Source organism: Frateuria sp. GZRe14 (assembly GCF_051900395.1).
Classification (GTDB): Bacteria; Pseudomonadota; Gammaproteobacteria; order Xanthomonadales; family Rhodanobacteraceae; genus Frateuria_A; species Frateuria_A edaphi.
In genome coordinates this window covers 1,290,978-1,309,527 of sequence record NZ_JBHZGJ010000001.1, presented here as the reverse complement: position 1 = coordinate 1,309,527, position 18,550 = coordinate 1,290,978, and the positions used below count along the sequence as shown (strand labels likewise).

The 18,550-nt window shown below is 67.6% G+C and carries 15 protein-coding genes; 6 read left to right on the top strand and 9 right to left on the bottom strand.

Annotation, left to right across the window (positions count from 1 at the left end; genetic code table 11):
- Positions 1-36: 36 nt before the first annotated feature.
- From holA to ACFWZ1_RS05950, 7 genes are all read right to left on the bottom strand, one after another.
- A complete protein-coding gene (gene holA / locus ACFWZ1_RS05980; RefSeq protein WP_439665758.1) occupies positions 37-1,047 on the bottom strand; it encodes a DNA polymerase III subunit delta in 1,011 nt (336 codons plus the stop codon).
- Between the two features lies 1 nt (position 1,048).
- A complete protein-coding gene (locus ACFWZ1_RS05975; protein WP_231324617.1) occupies positions 1,049-1,579 on the bottom strand; it encodes an LPS-assembly lipoprotein LptE in 531 nt (176 codons plus the stop codon).
- 4 nt (positions 1,580-1,583) lie between these two features.
- On the bottom strand, positions 1,584-4,346 hold the full coding sequence (leuS, locus tag ACFWZ1_RS05970) for a leucine--tRNA ligase (protein ID WP_439665757.1): 2,763 nt from the start codon (positions 4,344-4,346) through the stop codon (positions 1,584-1,586).
- 181 nt (positions 4,347-4,527) lie between these two features.
- A complete protein-coding gene (locus tag ACFWZ1_RS05965) occupies positions 4,528-5,130 on the bottom strand; it encodes a PqiC family protein (protein ID WP_439665756.1) in 603 nt (200 codons plus the stop codon).
- The gene (locus ACFWZ1_RS05960) at positions 5,127-6,794 is read right to left on the bottom strand and encodes an intermembrane transport protein PqiB (protein WP_439665755.1); all 1,668 of its coding nucleotides are present in this window, start codon (positions 6,792-6,794) and stop codon (positions 5,127-5,129) included. The genes ACFWZ1_RS05965 and ACFWZ1_RS05960 overlap by 4 nt, the downstream gene beginning before the upstream one ends.
- On the bottom strand, positions 6,787-7,407 hold the full coding sequence (locus tag ACFWZ1_RS05955) for a paraquat-inducible protein A (protein ID WP_231324610.1): 621 nt from the start codon (positions 7,405-7,407) through the stop codon (positions 6,787-6,789). Before ACFWZ1_RS05955 ends, ACFWZ1_RS05960 begins: the two co-directional genes overlap by 8 nt.
- Positions 7,404-8,075 (bottom strand): paraquat-inducible protein A, encoded by a 672-nt coding sequence (locus ACFWZ1_RS05950; protein WP_439665754.1) that lies wholly within the window; start codon positions 8,073-8,075, stop codon positions 7,404-7,406. Before ACFWZ1_RS05950 ends, ACFWZ1_RS05955 begins: the two co-directional genes overlap by 4 nt.
- A gap of 266 nt (positions 8,076-8,341) precedes the next feature.
- Between ACFWZ1_RS05950 and trxA the strand changes: the two genes are divergently transcribed.
- Positions 8,342-9,205 carry a thioredoxin gene (trxA, locus tag ACFWZ1_RS05945; protein WP_439665753.1) on the top strand — a complete coding sequence of 288 codons (864 nt, stop codon included), beginning with the start codon at positions 8,342-8,344 and terminating at the stop codon, positions 9,203-9,205.
- Positions 9,206-9,381: 176 nt separating this feature from the next.
- Positions 9,382-9,840, top strand: a complete 459-nt coding sequence (locus ACFWZ1_RS05940) for a DUF4442 domain-containing protein (RefSeq protein WP_231324606.1) — start codon at positions 9,382-9,384, stop codon at positions 9,838-9,840.
- A 62-nt stretch (positions 9,841-9,902) separates the two neighbouring features.
- On the opposite strand, the gene ACFWZ1_RS05935 is transcribed toward ACFWZ1_RS05940, so the two are convergent.
- Together ACFWZ1_RS05935 and ACFWZ1_RS05930 are read right to left on the bottom strand one after the other, a co-directional pair.
- Positions 9,903-10,565, bottom strand: coding sequence for a hypothetical protein (locus tag ACFWZ1_RS05935; RefSeq protein ID WP_439665752.1), 663 nt, complete (start codon positions 10,563-10,565; stop codon positions 9,903-9,905).
- Positions 10,562-11,074 (bottom strand): RNA polymerase sigma factor, encoded by a 513-nt coding sequence (locus tag ACFWZ1_RS05930; RefSeq protein WP_231324604.1) that lies wholly within the window; start codon positions 11,072-11,074, stop codon positions 10,562-10,564. The genes ACFWZ1_RS05935 and ACFWZ1_RS05930 overlap by 4 nt, the downstream gene beginning before the upstream one ends.
- Positions 11,075-11,177: 103 nt before the next feature.
- Here ACFWZ1_RS05930 and ACFWZ1_RS05925 point away from each other — a divergent pair, with 103 nt between their 5' ends.
- The 4 genes from ACFWZ1_RS05925 (at position 11,178) to ACFWZ1_RS05910 (ending at position 18,544) form a co-directional block, all read left to right on the top strand.
- Complete coding sequence (locus ACFWZ1_RS05925; RefSeq protein WP_231324603.1) at positions 11,178-11,831, top strand: DUF502 domain-containing protein; 654 nt, start codon at positions 11,178-11,180, stop codon at positions 11,829-11,831.
- A gap of 71 nt (positions 11,832-11,902) precedes the next feature.
- Entirely contained in the window at positions 11,903-13,678 is a 1,776-nt protein-coding gene (locus tag ACFWZ1_RS05920) for a M14 family metallopeptidase (protein ID WP_439665751.1), read from the top strand.
- 193 nt (positions 13,679-13,871) lie between these two features.
- On the top strand, positions 13,872-15,992 hold the full coding sequence (locus ACFWZ1_RS05915) for a M13 family metallopeptidase (RefSeq protein WP_439665750.1): 2,121 nt from the start codon (positions 13,872-13,874) through the stop codon (positions 15,990-15,992).
- Between the two features lie 233 nt (positions 15,993-16,225).
- Positions 16,226-18,544, top strand: coding sequence for a catecholate siderophore receptor Fiu (locus ACFWZ1_RS05910; RefSeq protein WP_439665749.1), 2,319 nt, complete (start codon positions 16,226-16,228; stop codon positions 18,542-18,544).
- Positions 18,545-18,550 lie beyond the last annotated feature (6 nt).

The window sequence follows — 18,550 nt, the reverse complement described above, 5'->3', positions numbered from 1 at the left end:
CCTCTGCGCTAACCGGAGAGGGCGCAGAACGCGCGCTCATGCCAGTGCCGCGGCCGCGCGCGGCTCGGCGATGGTGGCGATCAGGCGCTCCGCCTCCAGCCACGGTTCACCCCACTCGCGGCCCTTCGCCATCCGGTCGATACGGGAAGCCCTGGCCAGGCAGGCCAGCCAGTGCTCGCGCGGGGCGCGTCGCAGGGCCTTGCGGAAGAGTTGCTCGCGCGCTGGCCACAGCCGCTCGGCGCGCGCCTGCGCGGCAAAATCGCGCGCGTTGGCCAGGCGCAATGCGAGCTGCAACTGGTTGACCAGCCAGCCCATCAGCGGGATCAGGTCCTCGCCCTCGCCGCGCAGGCCGGCCAGGATGCGCAGCGCGCGGCCGCCGTCGCCGGCGAACGCGGCATCGGTGAGCTTGAACGCGTCGTAGCGGGCGCTGTCGGCGACCAGGTTTTCCATCTCGGCCGCATCGATGCGACCGCTGCCGTGCAGCACGACCAGCTTGTCGATCTCCTGCGCTGCGGCGAGCAGGTTGCCCTCGACCCGTTCGGCCAGCAGCGCGGCGGCGTCGGGCGTCGCGGCAAGCCCGCGCGAGGCGAGTCGCGCGCCGATCCACGACGACCATTCCTGCGGCTTGGGGGCATTGAACACCGCCAGCACGCCGGCGGCATCGACCTGTTTGGTCCAGGCGCCCTCGTGCTTGTTGCTCCACTCCACCGTGCTTATCAGCAGGGTCACGTCCGGCGGCGGATCGGCGCAGAACGCGGTGATGGCCTTCGCACCCTCCACGCCCGGCCGTCCGGTCGGCAGGCGCAGGTCGAGCAGGCGACGGCTGGCGAACAGCGACATGCCCGCGGCGGAGCGGGCGAGATCGTCCCAGTCGAAATGCTGACCGGCCTCGAGCACCTCGCGTTCGGCGTAGCCCAGCTCGCGGGCACGCGCGCGCAGCGCGTCGGCAGCTTCCAGTACCAGCAGTTCCTCGCCCGCCAGCAGATAGACCGGCGCCAGGCGATCGGACGCCAGCACCTTCTTCCACTGGGCGGGCGAGAGCGGCATGTCAGCCTGCGCTGGACGCCGCGGCCGGTTCGGCCAGCTGGTGGCGACCGGCCGCCTGCAGGCGGAACAGGATCGCCTGCACCATGTCGTCGTTGAGACTGCGGCGGATTTCCTCCACTTGGGCATCGGTGCCGACGGTGTTGAGCGCGTCGTAGCTGAAGTCTCGCGACATGTCGACGCGCTGCTGCGGCACCAGCGCCTGCCCGTTGCTGTCGTCGACCTCGAAGCGCACCTGATAGCGGACCGTGTATTCGGTGACGCGGGCGCCACCGCTGACGCTCAGCGTATCGGTGTCGAACGCGGCGACGGGAATCTTCAGCTCGGCGATGCCCGGACCGCCCTCGTCCTCGAGGGTAACGCCGGAATCCTCCAGCGCGCGGGCCAGGTCGCGCTGCAGGCTGCCGCCGCCGTTGACGGTCAGATGCATGCGCTGCATCGAGGTCGGCAGCGCGGCGCTCTGGCGCAGGTGGAAGCCGCACGCCGACAGCGCGAGGGTGCAGACCAGCAGCGAGGCTCGGAACAGATGGTTCATGGGCTCATCCCGCGACGATGTTGACGATCTTGCCTGGCACGACGATCACCTTGCGCACGGCCAGCCCTTCCAGATGCGCCTGCACCTGCGGCTGAGCGCGCGCCATGGCTTCGGCCTCTTCCTTCGACACGTTGGCCGGCACCTCGATGGTAGCGCGCAGCTTGCCGTTGACCTGCACGGCGAGGGTGACCGTGTCGCGCACGAGCGCGGCCGGATCCGGCTGCGGCCAGGGCACGTTTTCAAGCACCGTTTCGGGGTGGCCCAAGACCTGCCACAGCGCGTGGCTGATATGCGGCACCACCGGGTTGAGCAGCAGCACCATCGCCTCCAGCGCCTCGTGGCGCACGGCGCGGCCCTGGCCGCTCATGTCGGAGAACTTGCCCAGCGCGTTGAGCAGCTCCATCAGCGCCGCGATGGCGGTGTTGAAGGAGTGCCGGCGACCCAGGTCGTCGCCCACCTTCTGGATGGCCTCATGCAACTGCCGGCGCATCGCCTTCTGGCCGGCGTCGAGCGCGGCCGGGTCGACGACCGGATGATCCGGCTGCGACGCGTGCGTGGTCACCTCGCGCCAGAAGCGGCGCAGGAAACGGGCCATGCCTTCCACGCCCGCCTCGCTCCATTCCAGCGACTGCTCGGGCGGCGCGGCGAACATCGAGAACAGGCGCACCGTGTCGGCGCCGAACTTCTCGACCATCGCCTGCGGGTCGACGCCGTTGTTCTTGGACTTGGACATCTTCTCGATGCCGCCGATCTGCACCGGACGGCCGTCCGACTTGAGGCGCGCACCCACGACGCGTGCACGCTCGTCGCGCTCGATCTCGACGTCGGCGGGATTGATCCAGTCCTTCGAACCGTCCCCGTTCTCGCGGTAGAAGGTTTCGGCGATCACCATGCCCTGGCACAGCAGATTGGTGGCCGGCTCGTCGGAGTGCACGAGGCCCGCGTCGCGCAAGAGCTTGTGATAGAAGCGGAAATACAGAAGGTGCAGGATCGCGTGCTCGATACCGCCGATGTACTGGTCCACCGGCAGCCAATAGTTGGCGCGCGCGTCCACCTGGCCGTCGGCGCCCGGGCTGGTGTAGCGGGCGTAATACCAGCTCGACTCCATGAAGGTGTCGAACGTGTCCGTCTCGCGCTCGGCCGGGGCGCCGCACTGGGGGCAGGCGCACTTGCGCCACTCGGGGTCGGCCTTGATCGGCGACTGCACGACGCCGCTCGTGGCGAACGCGTTCTCCACGTCCTCGGGCAGCACCACCGGCAACTGGTCTTCCGGCACCGGAACGGCGCCGCATTTGCCGCAGTAGATCACCGGGATCGGGCAGCCCCAATAGCGCTGCCGGCTGACACCCCAGTCGCGCAGGCGCCAGTTCACGCGACGCTGCCCCTTGCCCTCGCGCTCCAGCCGATCGGCGATGCCGTCGAACGCCTGGGCGAAGTCGAGCCCGTCGTAATCACCGGAGTTCACCAGGATACCGCGCTCGGTCCAGGCGGCGTCCTCTTGGATGCGGCGCTCGAATTCCTGCACCGTGTGCAGCGCGGCCGAGGTTTCGTAGGCGTCGGTGTCGCCTCCGTGCAACGCCGCACGCATGGGATTGGCGCCCACGCCCTGGCGCAGGTCGTGGCCGATCTCGGCCAGCGCGTCGACGACGCCCCGGTCGACGATCACCATCCTGATCGGCAGCGAATACTTCTGCGCGAACTCCCAGTCGCGCTGGTCGTGCCCGGGCACCGCCATCACGGCGCCGGTGCCGTAGCCCATCAGCACGAAGTTGGCCACCCACACGGGAATCGGCTCGCCGGTGATCGGGTGGATCGCGCGCAGGCCCGTATCCATGCCGCGCTTGTCCTGGGTTTCCAGTTCGGCTTCGGAGACGCCGCCGTGCTTGAGCTCCTCCAGGAACGCGGACAGCCGCTCATTGCCCTGCGCCGCCTTGAGCGCAAGCGGATGCTCGCCGGCGATCGAGACGAAGGAGACGCCCATCAAGGTGTCGGGGCGCGTCGTGAACACGGTCAGCGGTTCGCTCTCGCCCTCCACGGCAAAGTGGATTTCCAGGCCCTCGGAACGGCCGATCCAGTTGCGCTGCATGGTCTTGACCGCGTCGGGCCAGCCCGGCAGCGTGTCCAGCCCGGCGAGCAGTTCCTGCGCGTAGTCGGTGATCTTCAGGAACCACTGCGGGATCTCGCGCTTTTCCACCAGCGCGCCCGAACGCCAGCCGCGACCGTCGATCACCTGCTCGTTGGCCAGCACGGTCTGGTCGACCGGGTCCCAGTTCACCACGGCGTTCTTGCGGTAGGCCATGCCCTTCTTCATCAACCGCGTGAACATCAGCTGTTCCCAGCGGTAGTACTCGGGGCGGCAGGTGGCGAACTCGCGCGTCCAGTCGTAGGCGAAGCCCATGCGCTTCAGCTGCTCGCGCATGTGCTCGATGTTCTTGTAGGTCCACTTGGCCGGCGCGGTCCGGTTCTTGATCGCGGCGTTCTCGGCGGGCAGGCCGAACGCATCCCAGCCCATTGGCTGCAGAACGTTCTTGCCGTTCATGCGCTGGTAGCGGCTGATCACGTCACCGATGGTGTAGTTGCGCACATGGCCCATGTGCAGCGCGCCGGACGGATACGGCAGCATCGAAAGACAATAGAACTTCGGCCGGGAGGCGTCTTCGACGACCTCGTAGGCGTGGTTTGCGCTCCAGTACTGCTGCGCGGCGGTTTCCACCGCCTGCGGCTGGTAGCCCTGTTCGTTCGAAGCCTGTTCGTGGGAGTCCTGCATGTGTCCGGTGCCGTTGCTGTGGGGCTCGCGCGACCGTTCGGAAGGCCGCGGCGGGAACCCGTCAGCCTAGCCCAGCGCCCGCTTGGAGCCAAGAAGGAAGCCGTGGTTTGACAGCCTGGCGTAGGGTGCGCTTCAGCCCACCGCTCCTTCCCGCGCTTGCGGCGGTGGGCTGAAGCCGATCCTACGGGTTGGGGCAGGCAGTCGGCTTGCCCGCCGCGACCGGTCCGGCGACCCGGGCGATCTCTCCGGCGAGCCTGGCCAGTGCCTGCTGGTGGCCTTCGACCAGCGCGCCGTAACCGGCCCCGACAGGCTCGCGGATCTGGCTGGTGCAGGCGAGCGTGGCGTCGCCCTGCAACTGGCGCACGGTCCAGGCGGCATCCACCAGCGCGTAGTCGCCGGGTGCCGAATCGAACCGCCGCAGATCGACCTTGATGCGCAGCCGCGGCTTGCCACCGGAGGGCATGCCGGTGGCGTCCCGGGCGTGCAGCGACTGGGACAGGTCGGCCGACAACGCGGCCCGCACCTCGTCGGCCAGCGGTGCGATCCAGCGTTCGCCCGAAAGCGGAGCCACGCCCTGCCCGCCCTGGCGGATCACCAGCTGGGGCTGGTCGACCTGGGCGGGAATGCCGACCGGCATCAATTCGAAGTCGAAGGGCGCAGGGCTCGCCGTGCCGGCATCCACTGGCGCCGGCGCAAGCAACGTGTAGTAGTGCGCCGGCTCGGAGGCGCAGCCGGCCAGCCCCAGCGCCAGCGCGGCGGCAACCAGGTTTCGCATGCGGATCATGGCTTGCTCCCTTGCCGGGCGGGCGGCTGGATGCGTTCGGGTTGCGCCGGGGGCGGATCGTCCGGCCGGCCGCGGATCAATGCCTCCGGATGCACGCCCAGGTAATCGGTCAGCGCGCGCAGCGAACGGGCCATGCGGCGCAACTCCTCCAGCGTGCCACCCAGGTTCTGCTGCAACGGCGAATCGGCCGACAGCGCATTGTCGGCGCTGCCCAACGTCCGCTGCGCTCCCTTGAGCGTGCCCTTGAGCTCGGGCAACACGTCGCCGTTGACCTGCTTGAGCGTGCGGTCCAGATCCGCCAGCGTCTGGTTCAGGTTGTGCCCGATGCTGTCGAATGGAATCTTCTGCACCTTGGTGACGATGTCTGCCAGCTGCTCCTGCAGCTTGTCGAAGCTGCCGGGCGCGGTGGGCAGTTCGATCGGCGTCGCGGCCAGGTCGAAGCTCGCCTTGGGCGCCTTGGGCACGAAGTCCAGCGCGATGTACAGCTGCCCGGTCAGCAGGTTGCCGGTGCGCGCCTGCGCACGCAGGCCGTGCGCGACCAGCGGGCCGAACATGCGCGCCAGGTCGACGCGTCCGTCCTTCATCCCCGCCTGCGCAGCGAGCTTGTCGTAGGCATTGCCGAGTCGCTGCGGGTAGACCACCGCGCCGACGGTGAGCGGGAAGCGCGTGTGTTTCGCGTCGTAGTCCATGGTGAGGGACACGACCTTGCCGATGTTCACACCCAGGAACTCCACCGGCGCGTCGACCGCCAGCCCGCGCAGCGACTGGTTGAAGCGCATGCGGATGTAGCGCGGCGGGCCGTCCGGCGGCGCCATGGCGGTGGCCTCGTCGTTGAACAGTGCGAAGTCGGCGTCCTCGGGCGCCGGGGTCGCGTCGTGCGGGCCGCGCGGCTCCTCGAACGCCACGCCGCCGGCGATCACCGTCGCCAGCGACTGCGTGTTGAGCTTCAGCCCGTTGGCGCCGAGCGACACGTCGACGCCGCTGGCATTCCAGAAGCGCGTCCCACGCGTGACGAAGCGGTCGTTCGGCCCGTCGATGAAGATGCGCAGCGATACGCCCTTGCCGTCCTTGTCCAGCGTATAGGACGACACGCGGCCGACCTGGATGCGCCGGTAGTACACCGGGGAGCCGGTGTCGAGCGACCCCAGGTCGTCGGTGTGCAGCACGAAGCTCTTGCCGGGCGCGCCATGCAGCACCGCCGGCGGTGTTTCCAGGCCGGCGAACTCGTACTGCTCTTCCTTCGAATCGCCCACGTCGGTGCCGATGAAGGCGCCCGAGAGCAGCGTATCCACGCCCGACACACCGCCCAGGCCGATGCGCGGACGCACCACCCAGTAACGCGTGCCCTTGGTGGCGAAGCTCTCGGCGCTCTTGTTCAGCGCGACCGTGACGCGCACCCGCTCGCGGTCCTCGGTCAGGTCCAGGCCGGTGACCTTGCCGATCACCACGTTCTTGTACTTGACCGGCGTCTTGCCGGACTCCAGGCCCTCGGCGGTCTGGAAAGTGATGGTGATCTCCGGCCCCGCCTGCAGCCAGGCGTGCACCACCAGCGACAGGCCGACCAGCGCGGCCAGTGCCGGCACCAGCCAAATCAGCGAAAGGCTGAAGCGGTGCTTGCGCACCACCGGCTCGGGCAAGTCCTCGCGCGGGTTCTGCTCAGTCATCGTCGGGTCCATCCCACATCAATCGGGGGTCGAAGCTCATCGAGGAAAACATCGTAAGTATCACGGTCAGGCCGAAGAACACCACGCCCGGCAGCGGCTCGACCTCGCTGAAGAAGCCGAAACGCACCAGCGCGGTAAGCAGTGCGACGACGAACACGTCCAGCATCGACCAGTAGCCGATGAACTCCACCGCGCGGTAGAGCTTGGCACGCTGGCGCAGCGCCCATCGGCTGCGGCGCTGCGTGCTCGCCAGCAGCGTGCCCAGCACCAGGAACTTGGTCATCGGCACGACGATCGAGGCGGTGAACACGATCACCGCGAGGCTCGGCGAACCCTTGACCCACAGTTCCACCACGCCGCTGATGATGGTGTTGTCGTCGATGTCGCCCAGGCTCACCGTGCGCATGATCGGCAGCACGTTGGCCGGGATGTACAGGATGAACGCGGCCGCCAGCAACGCCCACGTGCGGCCGATACTGTCGCGCTTGCGCCGGTGCAGCGCCGCGCCGCAGCGCGGGCAGGCCGCGTCGTCCCCTGTGGGCGCGCGGCAGACCAGGCCGCACACGTGGCAGCCGATGATGCCCAGTTGCGCGGCGCGCGGCGCGCGGCTCATTCGTCCGGCTCCGTGATGCCCCAGAGCGAGCGCAGGTCGATCCCCGAGAACACCGTGATCAACAACATGAGTACGCCGTAAGCCCAGATGCCGGGATCCGGCTGTACGTCGAAATACGCGTGCGCCTTGACGATGGACACGATCGCGCCCAACACGAAGACCTCGCTCATCGTCCACGGCTGCAGGTAGTAAAGGGTCTTCATGATGGACGCGAAGCCGGGCGCCCGCCGGCCTTCACGGGCGAAGAAGAGCACCCAGCCCAGCATCAGCATCTTGTTCAGCGGGAAGAAGAACAGCGTAGCCGCGGCGATCACCGCCACGATCGGCGCGCCCTGCCCCCACATCTTCAGGATAATGCCCCACAGCGTGGCGCTGCTCTGCTGCGAACCCAGGCCCAGGGTGACCACCGGCCACACGTTGGCGATCAGGAACACGATCAGCGCCGTGAGCACCAGCGCGAGCATGCCGCCGGCGTTGAGCACGTGGTAACGGGCGAGCAACGCGCCGCAACGCACGCAGCGCATGGTCTCGCCCCGCGCCAGCGCGCGGCTGCGGTGCACCGTGTCGCAATGCTCGCAGATCAGCAGCGGGCCGGATGACGCGTGCGGTCGTGCCGCCGCGGCGTCCGTCGCGTCGGTGCGGGCCAGGCCGTGCTCGGGCGTGCTCATCGGCCCATTCTCGCAAATCGGGCCCTCGGCGGGGGGCGAAAGGCAGCGGCGCTTCGCAAGGGCGACTGCTTGCCTCGATGCTCTCCCGGGCGGAGAAAGGAGGCGGCCGTTCCTCGCAAAAAAGCGCCCCGTCACCTCAATCTTTTTCCCGCAGGAGAGAGGAAGCGAACGTGTGCGCTTCGCGCGCGGCGTATCTGAAGCGTGGACTCCTCTTGATATGCTGGCCGGCGCCCCGATGTGGGACCTTCCTTCTCTGGAGATCTCAAGTGACCGCCGCTGCCCAAGCCCACGTCTTCGACATCGATACGGCCAACTTCGAGACCGAGGTGCTGCGCGCTTCGATGACCACGCCGGTACTGGTGGATTTCTGGGCGACCTGGTGCGGCCCGTGCAAGACACTGGGCCCGATGCTCGAGAAGCTCGCCGCCGAGTACAACGGCGCCTTCCGCCTGGGCAAGGTCGACGTGGACAAGAACCAGGAGCTGGCCGGGATGTTCGGCATCCGCTCCATCCCCACCGTCATGCTGGTCAAGGACGGGCAATTGCTCGACGGCTTCGCCGGCGCATTGCCCGAGGGTGAGCTGCGCGAGTTCCTCTCGCGCCACGTGCAGCCGCTGGAGGGCGACGTCCCGGCCGAGCCCGAAGCGGCGGAGGAAGAGGACCCCGCGCAGGCGATCAACCGCCTGCAGCAGGACATCGCCGCCGCGCCCGATCGCGCCGAACTCAAGCTTGACCTGGCACTCGCACTGATGCGCAACGGCCAGGCCGACGCCGCCGAAGCCGAGCTCAACGCGCTGCCGGCGAACCTCGCCACCGATGCGCGCGCCGTGCGCCTGCGCAGCCAACTGGATCTGGCCCGCGCACTGCAGGGCGCACCCTCGCTTACCGAATTGCGCCAGCGTGTGCAGGCCGATCCGGCCGACTGGACCGCACGCGACCTGCTTGGCGTGCGGCTGCTGCTCGAAGACGATCCGGCCGCCGGCCTGGACCAGTTCCTGGCGATCCTCGAAAAGGCGCGCGACTGGAACGAAGGCGGCGCGAAGAAGCGCCTGCTGGCCGCCTTCGCCACGCTGGACGATGCGGAGCTGGTGGGCCGCTATCGCCGGCGCATGGCCTCGCTGCTGTTCTGATCCCCGCGGCAGGAACCCTGTAGGAGCACACCTGTGCGCGACCGGGAAGCCCGCGGTCTTGCACAGGTGCGCTCTTGCAACGAGCGCCTGAGCGGCCCTGCACTAGAGCGCGCGCTCCTTCAAAGCGAAACCCATACGCAAGCGTACGTTAGACTCGCCTTTTTGCCGGCTCCCCAATGCGCGCTTCCACCTTCCGCCGCCTGCTCAATCTCTGGCCACCCTTCCTGTTCAACAGCATCCGCGTGCTGGAACTGGGCAGGGACTGGACCCATGCGCGCGTGGTGCTGCGCCTTCGCCCCTGGAACCGCAACTACGTACGCAGCCAGTTCGGCGGCAACCTGTTCGCCATGACCGACCCGTTCTGGATGCTGCTGGCGATGCATCGCCTGGGCAGCGACTACTACGTATGGGACAAGGCGGGCGCGATCGACTTCGTGACGCCCGGCCGCGAGGACGTGTACGCCACCTTTTACCTCTCCGACGCCATGGTCGATGAACTGCGCACGGCCGCCGCCACTGGCGACAAGGTCCTGCGCTGGTTCGAGACCGAAGTGGCAACCGCCTCCGGCGAGGTCGTCGCGCGCGTGCGCAAGCAGCTTTACGTGAGACTCAAGCCCAAGGCGCGCGCCGCGTAGGGCTTGGGCCCACCAGGCCGCCTGCCGGAAAGGCTGGTGGGCTGGCCCCACCTTGCGCCCTCCTACGTCGCTTGTTCGAAGCGGGCGATCTCCTCCAGCGCTGCTTCGGCCCTGCGCACCGCCTTGCCGGCGGCATTGTCGGTGATCCAGTGCATGCGTCCGGTCCCGTGCGCAAGCAGCACGACCAGTAGCACCAGCGCCAGCGAAACCCCGCCGCAGATCACCAGCCAGCCCACGAAGCCGGGCCAGCGACCCCATACGTCCACGCCGATCTCCCAGTGGATCTCCATCAGGAACAGGGGAATCCACACGAAGCTGCCGACCACCGCGAACACCGGCGCCTCGACGCGCACGCGCCATGCGCGCAACTGCACCAGGCGACGCTGGATGTCCAGCACCGGCGCGGTGTAGTCGATCTCCAGCACCAGGTGGAGGATGCGCGCGGCGAAAGCCACCATGGCGATGCCGAACACCTGCACCATCACGCCGAGAGCGATCTGATGGAGAACGTCCAGATGGCTGGTCCAATAGGCCGTGCCGAGCAGCATGAAGAACACGCCGAAGACCAGCTGGATCGACTGCCCCCAGACCAGCGGCCGCAAGCCATGACGCAACTTGTCCAGCCGTCCTTCCCGGTACAGCTGCACATTGAGCGCCTGTTGCTGGTCCATGCGCCGGTTGAGCTGCTGCCACGCCAGCTTCATCTCGTCCAGTTCCATGTTCATGCTCCGGTGGTGGCGGCGGGCGCCATCTGGCCGCGCAGCCGTTGCTTGATGCGGCCGATCTTGGTGGCCACGTTGGTTTCGCTGATGCCCAGCACCTGGGCGATCTCGGCGTGGCTTCTGTCTTCCAGGTAAAGCAGGATCAGCGCGCGGTTGAGTGGATCGAGCTGGCCGATGAAGGCGTAGAGCGCCGACAGCCGTTCGTCCGGTTGCGCCACGTCCGCGTCGCCGGGCAACTCCAGGTGCCCCGCATCGAGCGGCTCCAGGTACCCGTCGCGCGCAACCTGCCGGGCATGGGAGATCGCGACGTTGAGCGCCACGCGATACATCCAGGTGGAGAACTTCGCGCGTGCCGCATCGAAGCCGGCGAAGGAACGCCACAGCTGTACGGCGATCTCCTGCGCCAGGTCGTTGCGGTCCTCGCGACCGTGCGCGTAGACGCTGGCCACCTTGAACACGATGCCGCGGTGCTCCTGCAACAGCGCTTCGAACTGACGTTGGTGGTCGGTCATGGCACGCTTGGGCTCCCTGTCCCCTGCATGATTCGCCCAGCCCGCGAAAAAATCACACCGCGTCGCGGCCTACAATGCGGACTCCCCTCGCCCGCGAACCGCCATGCCGCGACTGCGCTTCAAACGCTACCTGCTCACCGGCCTGCTTACCTTCATCCCGCTGTGGGTGACCTGGACGGTGTTCAAGGTCGTGCTGGGTTTCCTGGCCGGCATCGGTGCGCCGATGGTGGCCGCGGCGCTCGGCGCGCTGGCGCTGGTGGCGCCGGAAACCGCCAGGGCGCTGGGCAGCGCGTGGTTCATCTCGATCGTGGCGTTGCTGATCACCCTGCTGGCCCTGTACCTGCTGGGCTTCCTGGCCAGCCGCGTGATCGGGCAGCGGCTGCTCGATACGTTCGATGCGCTGCTGCAGCGCATCCCGCTGGTGCAGACCATCTACGGCGGAACCAAGAAGCTGATGGCGGTGCTGCAGCAGAAGCCGTCCGGCGTGCAACGGGTAGTGCTGGTCGACTTCCCGCATGCCGGCACTAAGGCGATCGGCTTCGTCACGCGGATCATGATCGAGGAAGGCAGCGGTCGCGAGATGGCCGCGGTGTTCGTGCCGACCACGCCGAACCCCACCGGCGGCTTTCTGCTGACCCTGCCGGTGGAAGCGCTGACGCCGACCGAGTGGACGATGGATCAGGGCATGGCTTTCATCATTTCCGGTGGCGCGGTGGCGCCCGACACGTTGCCTGCCGCGACGCGGAAGCCGCTGTAGTCCCGCTGGCAGACCGCGGCGTTACCGTTCGTTGGCTTGTCGCGCACACGTGCGCTCCCACAGGGGTTTTCATGTATCGCTGGATCTTCGTTCTTTCGCTGCTCATCGCAGGCGCAACCCACGCCACCGACTGGACCACGCCGGCGGAGGCCGCGCAGTTCCGCACCACGCCGGGCTACGCCGACACGCTCGCCTACCTTGAGCGCCTGCATCAGGCCGCGCCTGGCAAGATCAGGCTGGAAACCTTCGGCACCACGCCCGAAGGCAGGCCGATGACGGTGGTGATCGCCAGCAATGACGGCAGCTTTTCGCCGCAGGCGGCGCGTGCAGCGCACAAGCCGGTGGTGCTGCTGCAGGCCGGCATCCACCCTGGCGAGATCGAGGGCAAGGACGCCGGCCTGATGCTGCTGCGCGATTTCGCCGTCACGGGCAAGCTGCCGCATCTGCTGGACCACGCGGTGCTGGTCTACATCCCGGTGTTCAGCGTGGATGGCCACGAGAATTCGAGCCCTTACCACCGCATCAACCAGAACGGCCCCGAGGCGCAGGGCTTCCGTGGCCAGTCGCAATACCTCAACCTCAACCGCGACTACGTCAAGGCGGATGCGCCGGAAATGCGCGCCTGGCTGCAACTCTGGCAGCGCTGGCTGCCGGATTTCCTGATCGACGTGCACACCACCGACGGCGCCGACTACCAGTACGACCTGACCTGGTACACCGAGGACCCGCACAAGCTCGACCCGGGCGTCACCGCCTGGCAAAAGGCGCTGACGGACGCGGCAATTCCCGCCTACGAGGCGCGCGGCCACCTCGCCTCGATCTACCTGGAGTTCAAGGACGGCGCCGATCCGCGCAAGGGCATCACCAACTTCGGCTCCGGCCCGCGCTTCTCCACCGGCTACGCCGCGTTGCAGGACCGCCCCGCACTGCTGATCGAAACGCACATGCTCAAGCCCTACGCGGTGCGCGTGCATGCGGTATATGACCTGGTCGACGTGCTGCTCGAGCGGATCGGCGACCATCCAGACGCCCTGCTGAAGACCACGGCCGCGGCGGACGCCCGAACCATTGCGCGCGCCGGCGATCCCTCGGCGAGGGTGGCGCTCACCTTCAAGCCGGACCCGGCCTCCACCCCGTATGACCTCAGGGGCTACGCCTACACGGTCACCCACAGCGACATCTCCGGCAGCAACTGGATCCGCTACGACCCGTCGCACCCGCGCAACTACACCATCCCCAACTGGAACGGCTTGCTGCCGGACGTATCGGTCGACCCGCCGGCCGCCTATGCGATCCCGGCCCAGTGGACCGTGCTGATCGACCGCCTCGACGCGCACGGCATCGCCTACCGCCGCCTGGCACGCCCCATGAAAGTCACCGCCCAGGGCTACCGGCTCGACCAGCCGCGATGGGCGGAAAAACCTTTCGAGGGCCACCTGATGCTGCGCGACTTCCAGCTCCATGCGGAGCCGCGCGAGCTCACCCTGCCCGCCGGGTCGGTGATCGTCCCGCTGGACCAGCGTGGCGCCAACGTGGTGATCGAGCTGCTCGAGCCCCGGGCACCCGACTCGATGCTGCGCTGGGGCTACCTGGACGCCATCTTCGAACCCAAGGAATACGGCGAGCCGCGCGTGCTGGAGAAGCTCGCACGCGACATGCTTGCCGCCGATCCTGCGCTCCGGGCCACCTTCGGGCGCAAGCTCCACGACGATCCCGCCTTCGCCGCCGATCCGCGCGCGCGGCTGATGTTCTTCTTCGAACGCTCTCCCTGGTATGCCGCGCAGAACGTGGGCGTCTATCCAGTGCTGCGGCTGAACCGGTCACAGTGGAAGGCGCTTGGGAAGTAGCAGCGCGAGGGCGCCGTCGCGGGGGCGCGGGTTCCGGGATTTTCCTTCTCATCTTCCCTTTCCCGACCCCTGACCTTTGACACTGTCTGGCCCATGACCAATGGCCTAGCGTGGCCGGTCATGGCCGCGTCGTGGGGGACGCGGCCGGCAACAACGCAACCGCCGAACGGCGCAAACACACAGAGGGAAATCCATGTCCAAGCAGTATCTGAAGCCGCTGGCGCTCGCGGTGAGCCTGGCGCTGTCGCTGACCGCGTGCGGCAAGCACGAGGCCGACCAGAACCCTGCCGCCAGCAGCAGCGCACCCGCCGCCGCCGGCACCACCGCGATGGCCGGCGCGCCCAAGAGCGTGTTCGACGTCAGCGAGCTGGGCGCGATGAACGAGGCCTGCACGGACTTCGACCAGTTCGTCAACGCCAAGTGGGTCGCCGCCAACCCGATCCCGTCCGACCGCACCCGCTGGGGCGCGTTCGACAAGCTGGCCGAGGACAGCCTCAACACCCAGCACGACATCGTCGACGCCGCGGCCAAGAACGCCGCCAGCGCACAGGCCGGCTCGATCCAGCAGAAGATCGGCTACCTGTATGCCTCGGGCATGGACGAAGCGGCCATCGAGAAGGCCGGCTTCGATCCGATCAAGCCCAAGCTGGACGCCATCGCGGCGCTGAAGAACGGCAACGACGTGGCCGACTACCTCAACAAGAGCTTCAGCAACGGCGACATGCAGGTGTTCGCGTTCGGCTCGGGCGCCGATTTCAAGAACGCCTCCATGCAGATCGGCTACACCTTCCAGAGCGGCCTGGGCCTGCCGACCAAGGACTACTACACCGACGCCAAGTACGCCGAGCAGCGCAGCGCGTACCTGGACTACATCGCCAAGTCGCTCGAACTGACCGGCGTGCCCTCGGCCGACGCCAAGAAGCAGGCCGGCCAGGTAATGGCATTCGAAACCAAGCTGGCGGCCGCCTCGTTCGCCCCGGTCGAACTGCGCACGCCCGAGCACCAGTACCACTTCGTCAGCGTCAAGGAAGCGGACAAGCTCACCCCGCACTTCAGCTGGGAGAAATTCTTCGACGCCCAGGGCGTGAAGGTGGACAAGGGCTTCTCGCTGTCGCAGCCGAAGTTCTTCGTCGAGTTCGACAAGCTGCTCGCCAGCGCGCCGATCGACCAGTGGCAGTCCTACCTGCGCTTCCACGTCATCGACGACGCTTCGCCGCTGCTGTCGAAGTCCTTCCAGGACAACAAGTTCGACTTCTACGGCAAGACCCTGTCGGGCCAGCCCGAACAGAAGGCGCGCTGGAAGCGCGTGCTCGGCGCGGTCAATGGCTCGATGGGCATGGCGCTGGGCCAGCTCTACGTCGACAAGATGTTCAAGCCCGAAGCGAAGGAGCGCGCGCAGGTGCTGGTCGACAACGTGCGCAACGCCCTGAAGGCGCGCATCGAGAACCTCGACTGGATGAGCCCGGAAACCAAGGCCAAGGCGATCGCCAAGTGGAGCACCTTCCTGCCGAAGATCGGCTACCCCGAGAAGTGGCGTGACTGGTCCGGCCTGGACATCAAGCAGGGCGACTACTACGGCAACGTGATGGCTGCCGCCAAGTTCAACTACCAGTACGACACCAACAAGATCGGCAAGCCGACCGACCGCAAGGAATGGGGCATGACCCCGCAGACGGTCAACGCGTACTACAACCCGACCGACAACACGATCAACTTCCCGGCCGCGATCCTGCAGCCGCCGTTCTTCTATGCCAACGGCGACGACGCGATCAACTACGGCGGCATCGGCGCGGTGATCGGCCACGAGGCCAGTCACGGCTTCGACGACGAGGGCAGCCAGTTCGATGGCGAAGGCAACAACGTCAACTGGTGGAGCAAGGCCGACCGTGCCAAGTTCGATGAGCGCGCGGACAAGCTGGTGCAGCAGTTCAACGCCTACACCCCGATCAAGGACAAGCCGGACGCACACGTCAACGGCCAGCTGACGCTGGGCGAGAACATCGGCGATCTGGGCGGCCTGAACGCGGCCTATGACGCGCTGCAGATGGCGCTGAAGAAGAACACCGAGGAAGCCGGGTCGAAGATCGACGGCTACACCCAGGACCAGCGTTTCTTCCTCAACTGGGCCCGCGTGTGGCGCGGCAATATCCGCGAGAAGGAAGCGCTGCTGCGCCTCAATACCGACCCGCATGCCCCCGCCTCGCTGCGCGCGATCGGTGCGCCGTCCAACATGGACGCGTTCGCCACTGCGTTCCAGTGCAAGCCGGGCGACGCGATGGTCCGCTCCGGCGACAAGCAGGTGAAGATCTGGTAACGCGTCATTCTCCGTTGGGAGGATGAAAAGGCCCCGCTCCGGCGGGGCCTTTTTTTTGTTGCCGCACCGCCCCACTCCCGGACGCCCCGTAGCTGGGCTCAGGCCACCTGGTACAGCGCACCGCGACCCACCGGTGGACTAAAGCCCATTCCCGCCTCTGGCTTTCGTCTTGTTATTGCAAATCGTTCTCATTAAGCTTCGCGACTTGACGCATCCGCCAGACAAGGACCCCCATGGCAGGCATCACCAGTCGCAAGCATCCCGCCCGTCCCTCCGCGCTGACCCGCGGCATGGCCGCGGGCCTGCTCACCGGCCTAGCCTTCGCCGCGCCCGCTCACGCCGGCGGTAGTGACACCAGCGATCCGCAGGTGCGCGACGCCAAGCGCCTCCCCGGCATCGAGGTCAACGCGACGCGTGGCGCGGACTACCGGGCCGACATGGTGGACTCGCCCAAGTTCACCCAGCCGCTGCTGGACACCCCGCAGACCATCGGCATCATCACCCGCGACCTGTTCGAGCAGCAGGGCGCGACGACCCTGACCGAAGCGCTGCGCAACAGCCCGGGCGTGGGCACCTTTTACGTCGGCGAGAACGGCAGCACCACCACCGGCGACGGCATCTACATGCGCGGCTTCGATACCTCGGGAAGCATCTTCGTCGACGGCGTTCGTGACCTGGGCTCGATCTCGCGCGACCTGTTCAACATCGAACAGGTCGAAGTGACCAAGGGCCCGGACGGCACCGAATACGGCCGCACCGCGCCGACCGGCGCAATCAACATGGTCACCCGACAGCCGATCCTCACCGATCGCGCCAGCGGCTCGCTGGCCTACGGCAGCGGCCAGCAGCAGCGCGCCACCGTCGACCTCAACCGGCAAATCGGCGACCACAGTGCGTTCCGTCTGGACGTCGTCGGCCAGGACAGCGGCGTGCCCGGCCGCGACCACGTGCGCAATCGCCGCTGGGGCTTGGCACCCTCGCTGGCGTTCGGCCTGGGCACGCCCACGCGCGTCTTGCTCGATGCGTTGCACATAAAGCAGGACAACGTGCCCGACGGCGGCATACCGACGCTCGGCCTGCCCGGCTACACCAGCCCCGATCCCGCCCGGCCGCACATCGGCCAGGCACCGCGCGTCGACAGCGAGAACTTCTACGGCACGGCGCAGGACCACGACCGCGTCACCGCGGACATGCTGACGCTGATCGTCGAACATGAGTTCAGCCCCGATGTCGCCCTGCGCAACACCACGCGCTGGGGCCGCACGCACCAGGACTACCTGCTGACGTCCTTCCGCGCCGACGCGGACAACCTGCTCACGCCGGACCTGGCCGATCCGTCGACCTGGGCCATCGCACGCAGCCTGCCGACCTTCAAGCGCCAAACCAACCGCATCCTGACCGATCAGGCCAACCTCATCGCGAACTTCGCCACGGGCGCAGTGATCCACAACCTCAGCGCGGGCGTGGAAGTCAGTGAAGAGAAAGCCTCCGACATCGACGTCGCGCCGCTGGACGGAAGCACCTGGCCGGCCGCGAACCTCTATCGCCCCGATCCTCGCGTGGGCGGTTTGCGCTACGGCGAAACCGGCGCCTGGAGCACCGGCACCACCGACACCGCCGCGGTCTACGTGTTCGACACGCTGAAGTTCGGCCAGCGCTGGCAGGTCACCGCCGGCGCGCGCCTTGACCGCTACACCACCCGCTTCGACAGCGTCGCCCTTTGCGGTGAGCGCAACAGCCCCGAATGCGGCACGTTGCCGGCCGGCACGCCGGTCCCGGGCCTCGCCGCGCGCATCGTCGACACCCTGCCCAACGGCAAGCTGGGCGTGCTGTACAAGCCCGCACCCAACGGCAGCATCTACGCCAACTTCGCCGTCTCGCAGGAGCCACCCGGCGGCAACACGCTTTTGTTCAGCAGTTCGGCGCGCAGCGCCGACAACCCGACGCTCGATCCGCAGCGGGCCAGCACCACGGAGTTGGGCACCAAGTGGGATCTGCTCGACCAGCGCCTGCTGCTCACCGCTGCCATCTACCGCACGGTGGTGCGCAACGAGCTGACCCAGGATCCCGTCGACGAGCAGTACTACCAGACCGGCCGCAAGCGGGTGCAGGGCATCGAACTGGGCATCGTCGGCCGGATCACCGACGACTGGGGCGTGAGCGCCGGCTTCACCACCATGGACGCCAAGGTCACCGACGGTGCGGCAGTCAGCAACGACGGCTCCAGCGACCTGGCCTACACACCGCGCAGCGCGTTCACCGCGTGGTCCACCTATCACCTGCCCTTCGGCCTCACCGTCGGCGGCGGCGCGCGCTATGCGGGCGCGATGAAGCGCGGCACCGATGGCGCCATCGGCACGCCCGAGACCACGGGCTCCTATTGGGTGTTCGACGCCATGGCGAGCCTGCCGGTCAACCGCCACGTCGACCTGCAATTGAACCTCTACAACTTGTTCGATCGCCATTACGTCGCGGCCATCAACAAGAGCGGCTACCGTTACACGCCGGGCACGCCGCGCGCCGCGATGCTGACCGCGAACATCCGGTTCTAGGACCAG

Bases quoted from the DNA above. Each gene is read 5' to 3' on its own strand.
- holA (WP_439665758.1), bottom strand. From the start codon at position 1,047: ATGCCGCTCTCGCCCGCCCAGTGGAAGAAGGTGCTGGCGTCCGATCGC.
- ACFWZ1_RS05975 (WP_231324617.1), bottom strand. From the start codon at position 1,579: ATGAACCATCTGTTCCGAGCCTCGCTGCTGGTCTGCACCCTCGCGCTG.
- leuS (WP_439665757.1), bottom strand. From the start codon at position 4,346: ATGCAGGACTCCCACGAACAGGCTTCGAACGAACAGGGCTACCAGCCG.
- ACFWZ1_RS05965 (WP_439665756.1), bottom strand. From the start codon at position 5,130: ATGATCCGCATGCGAAACCTGGTTGCCGCCGCGCTGGCGCTGGGGCTG.
- ACFWZ1_RS05960 (WP_439665755.1), bottom strand. From the start codon at position 6,794: ATGACTGAGCAGAACCCGCGCGAGGACTTGCCCGAGCCGGTGGTGCGC.
- ACFWZ1_RS05955 (WP_231324610.1), bottom strand. From the start codon at position 7,407: ATGAGCCGCGCGCCGCGCGCCGCGCAACTGGGCATCATCGGCTGCCAC.
- ACFWZ1_RS05950 (WP_439665754.1), bottom strand. From the start codon at position 8,075: ATGAGCACGCCCGAGCACGGCCTGGCCCGCACCGACGCGACGGACGCC.
- ACFWZ1_RS05940 (WP_231324606.1), top strand. From the start codon at position 9,382: ATGCGCGCTTCCACCTTCCGCCGCCTGCTCAATCTCTGGCCACCCTTC.
- ACFWZ1_RS05935 (WP_439665752.1), bottom strand. From the start codon at position 10,565: ATGAACATGGAACTGGACGAGATGAAGCTGGCGTGGCAGCAGCTCAAC.
- ACFWZ1_RS05930 (WP_231324604.1), bottom strand. From the start codon at position 11,074: ATGACCGACCACCAACGTCAGTTCGAAGCGCTGTTGCAGGAGCACCGC.
- ACFWZ1_RS05925 (WP_231324603.1), top strand. From the start codon at position 11,178: ATGCCGCGACTGCGCTTCAAACGCTACCTGCTCACCGGCCTGCTTACC.
- ACFWZ1_RS05920 (WP_439665751.1), top strand. From the start codon at position 11,903: ATGTATCGCTGGATCTTCGTTCTTTCGCTGCTCATCGCAGGCGCAACC.
- ACFWZ1_RS05915 (WP_439665750.1), top strand. From the start codon at position 13,872: ATGTCCAAGCAGTATCTGAAGCCGCTGGCGCTCGCGGTGAGCCTGGCG.
- ACFWZ1_RS05910 (WP_439665749.1), top strand. From the start codon at position 16,226: ATGGCAGGCATCACCAGTCGCAAGCATCCCGCCCGTCCCTCCGCGCTG.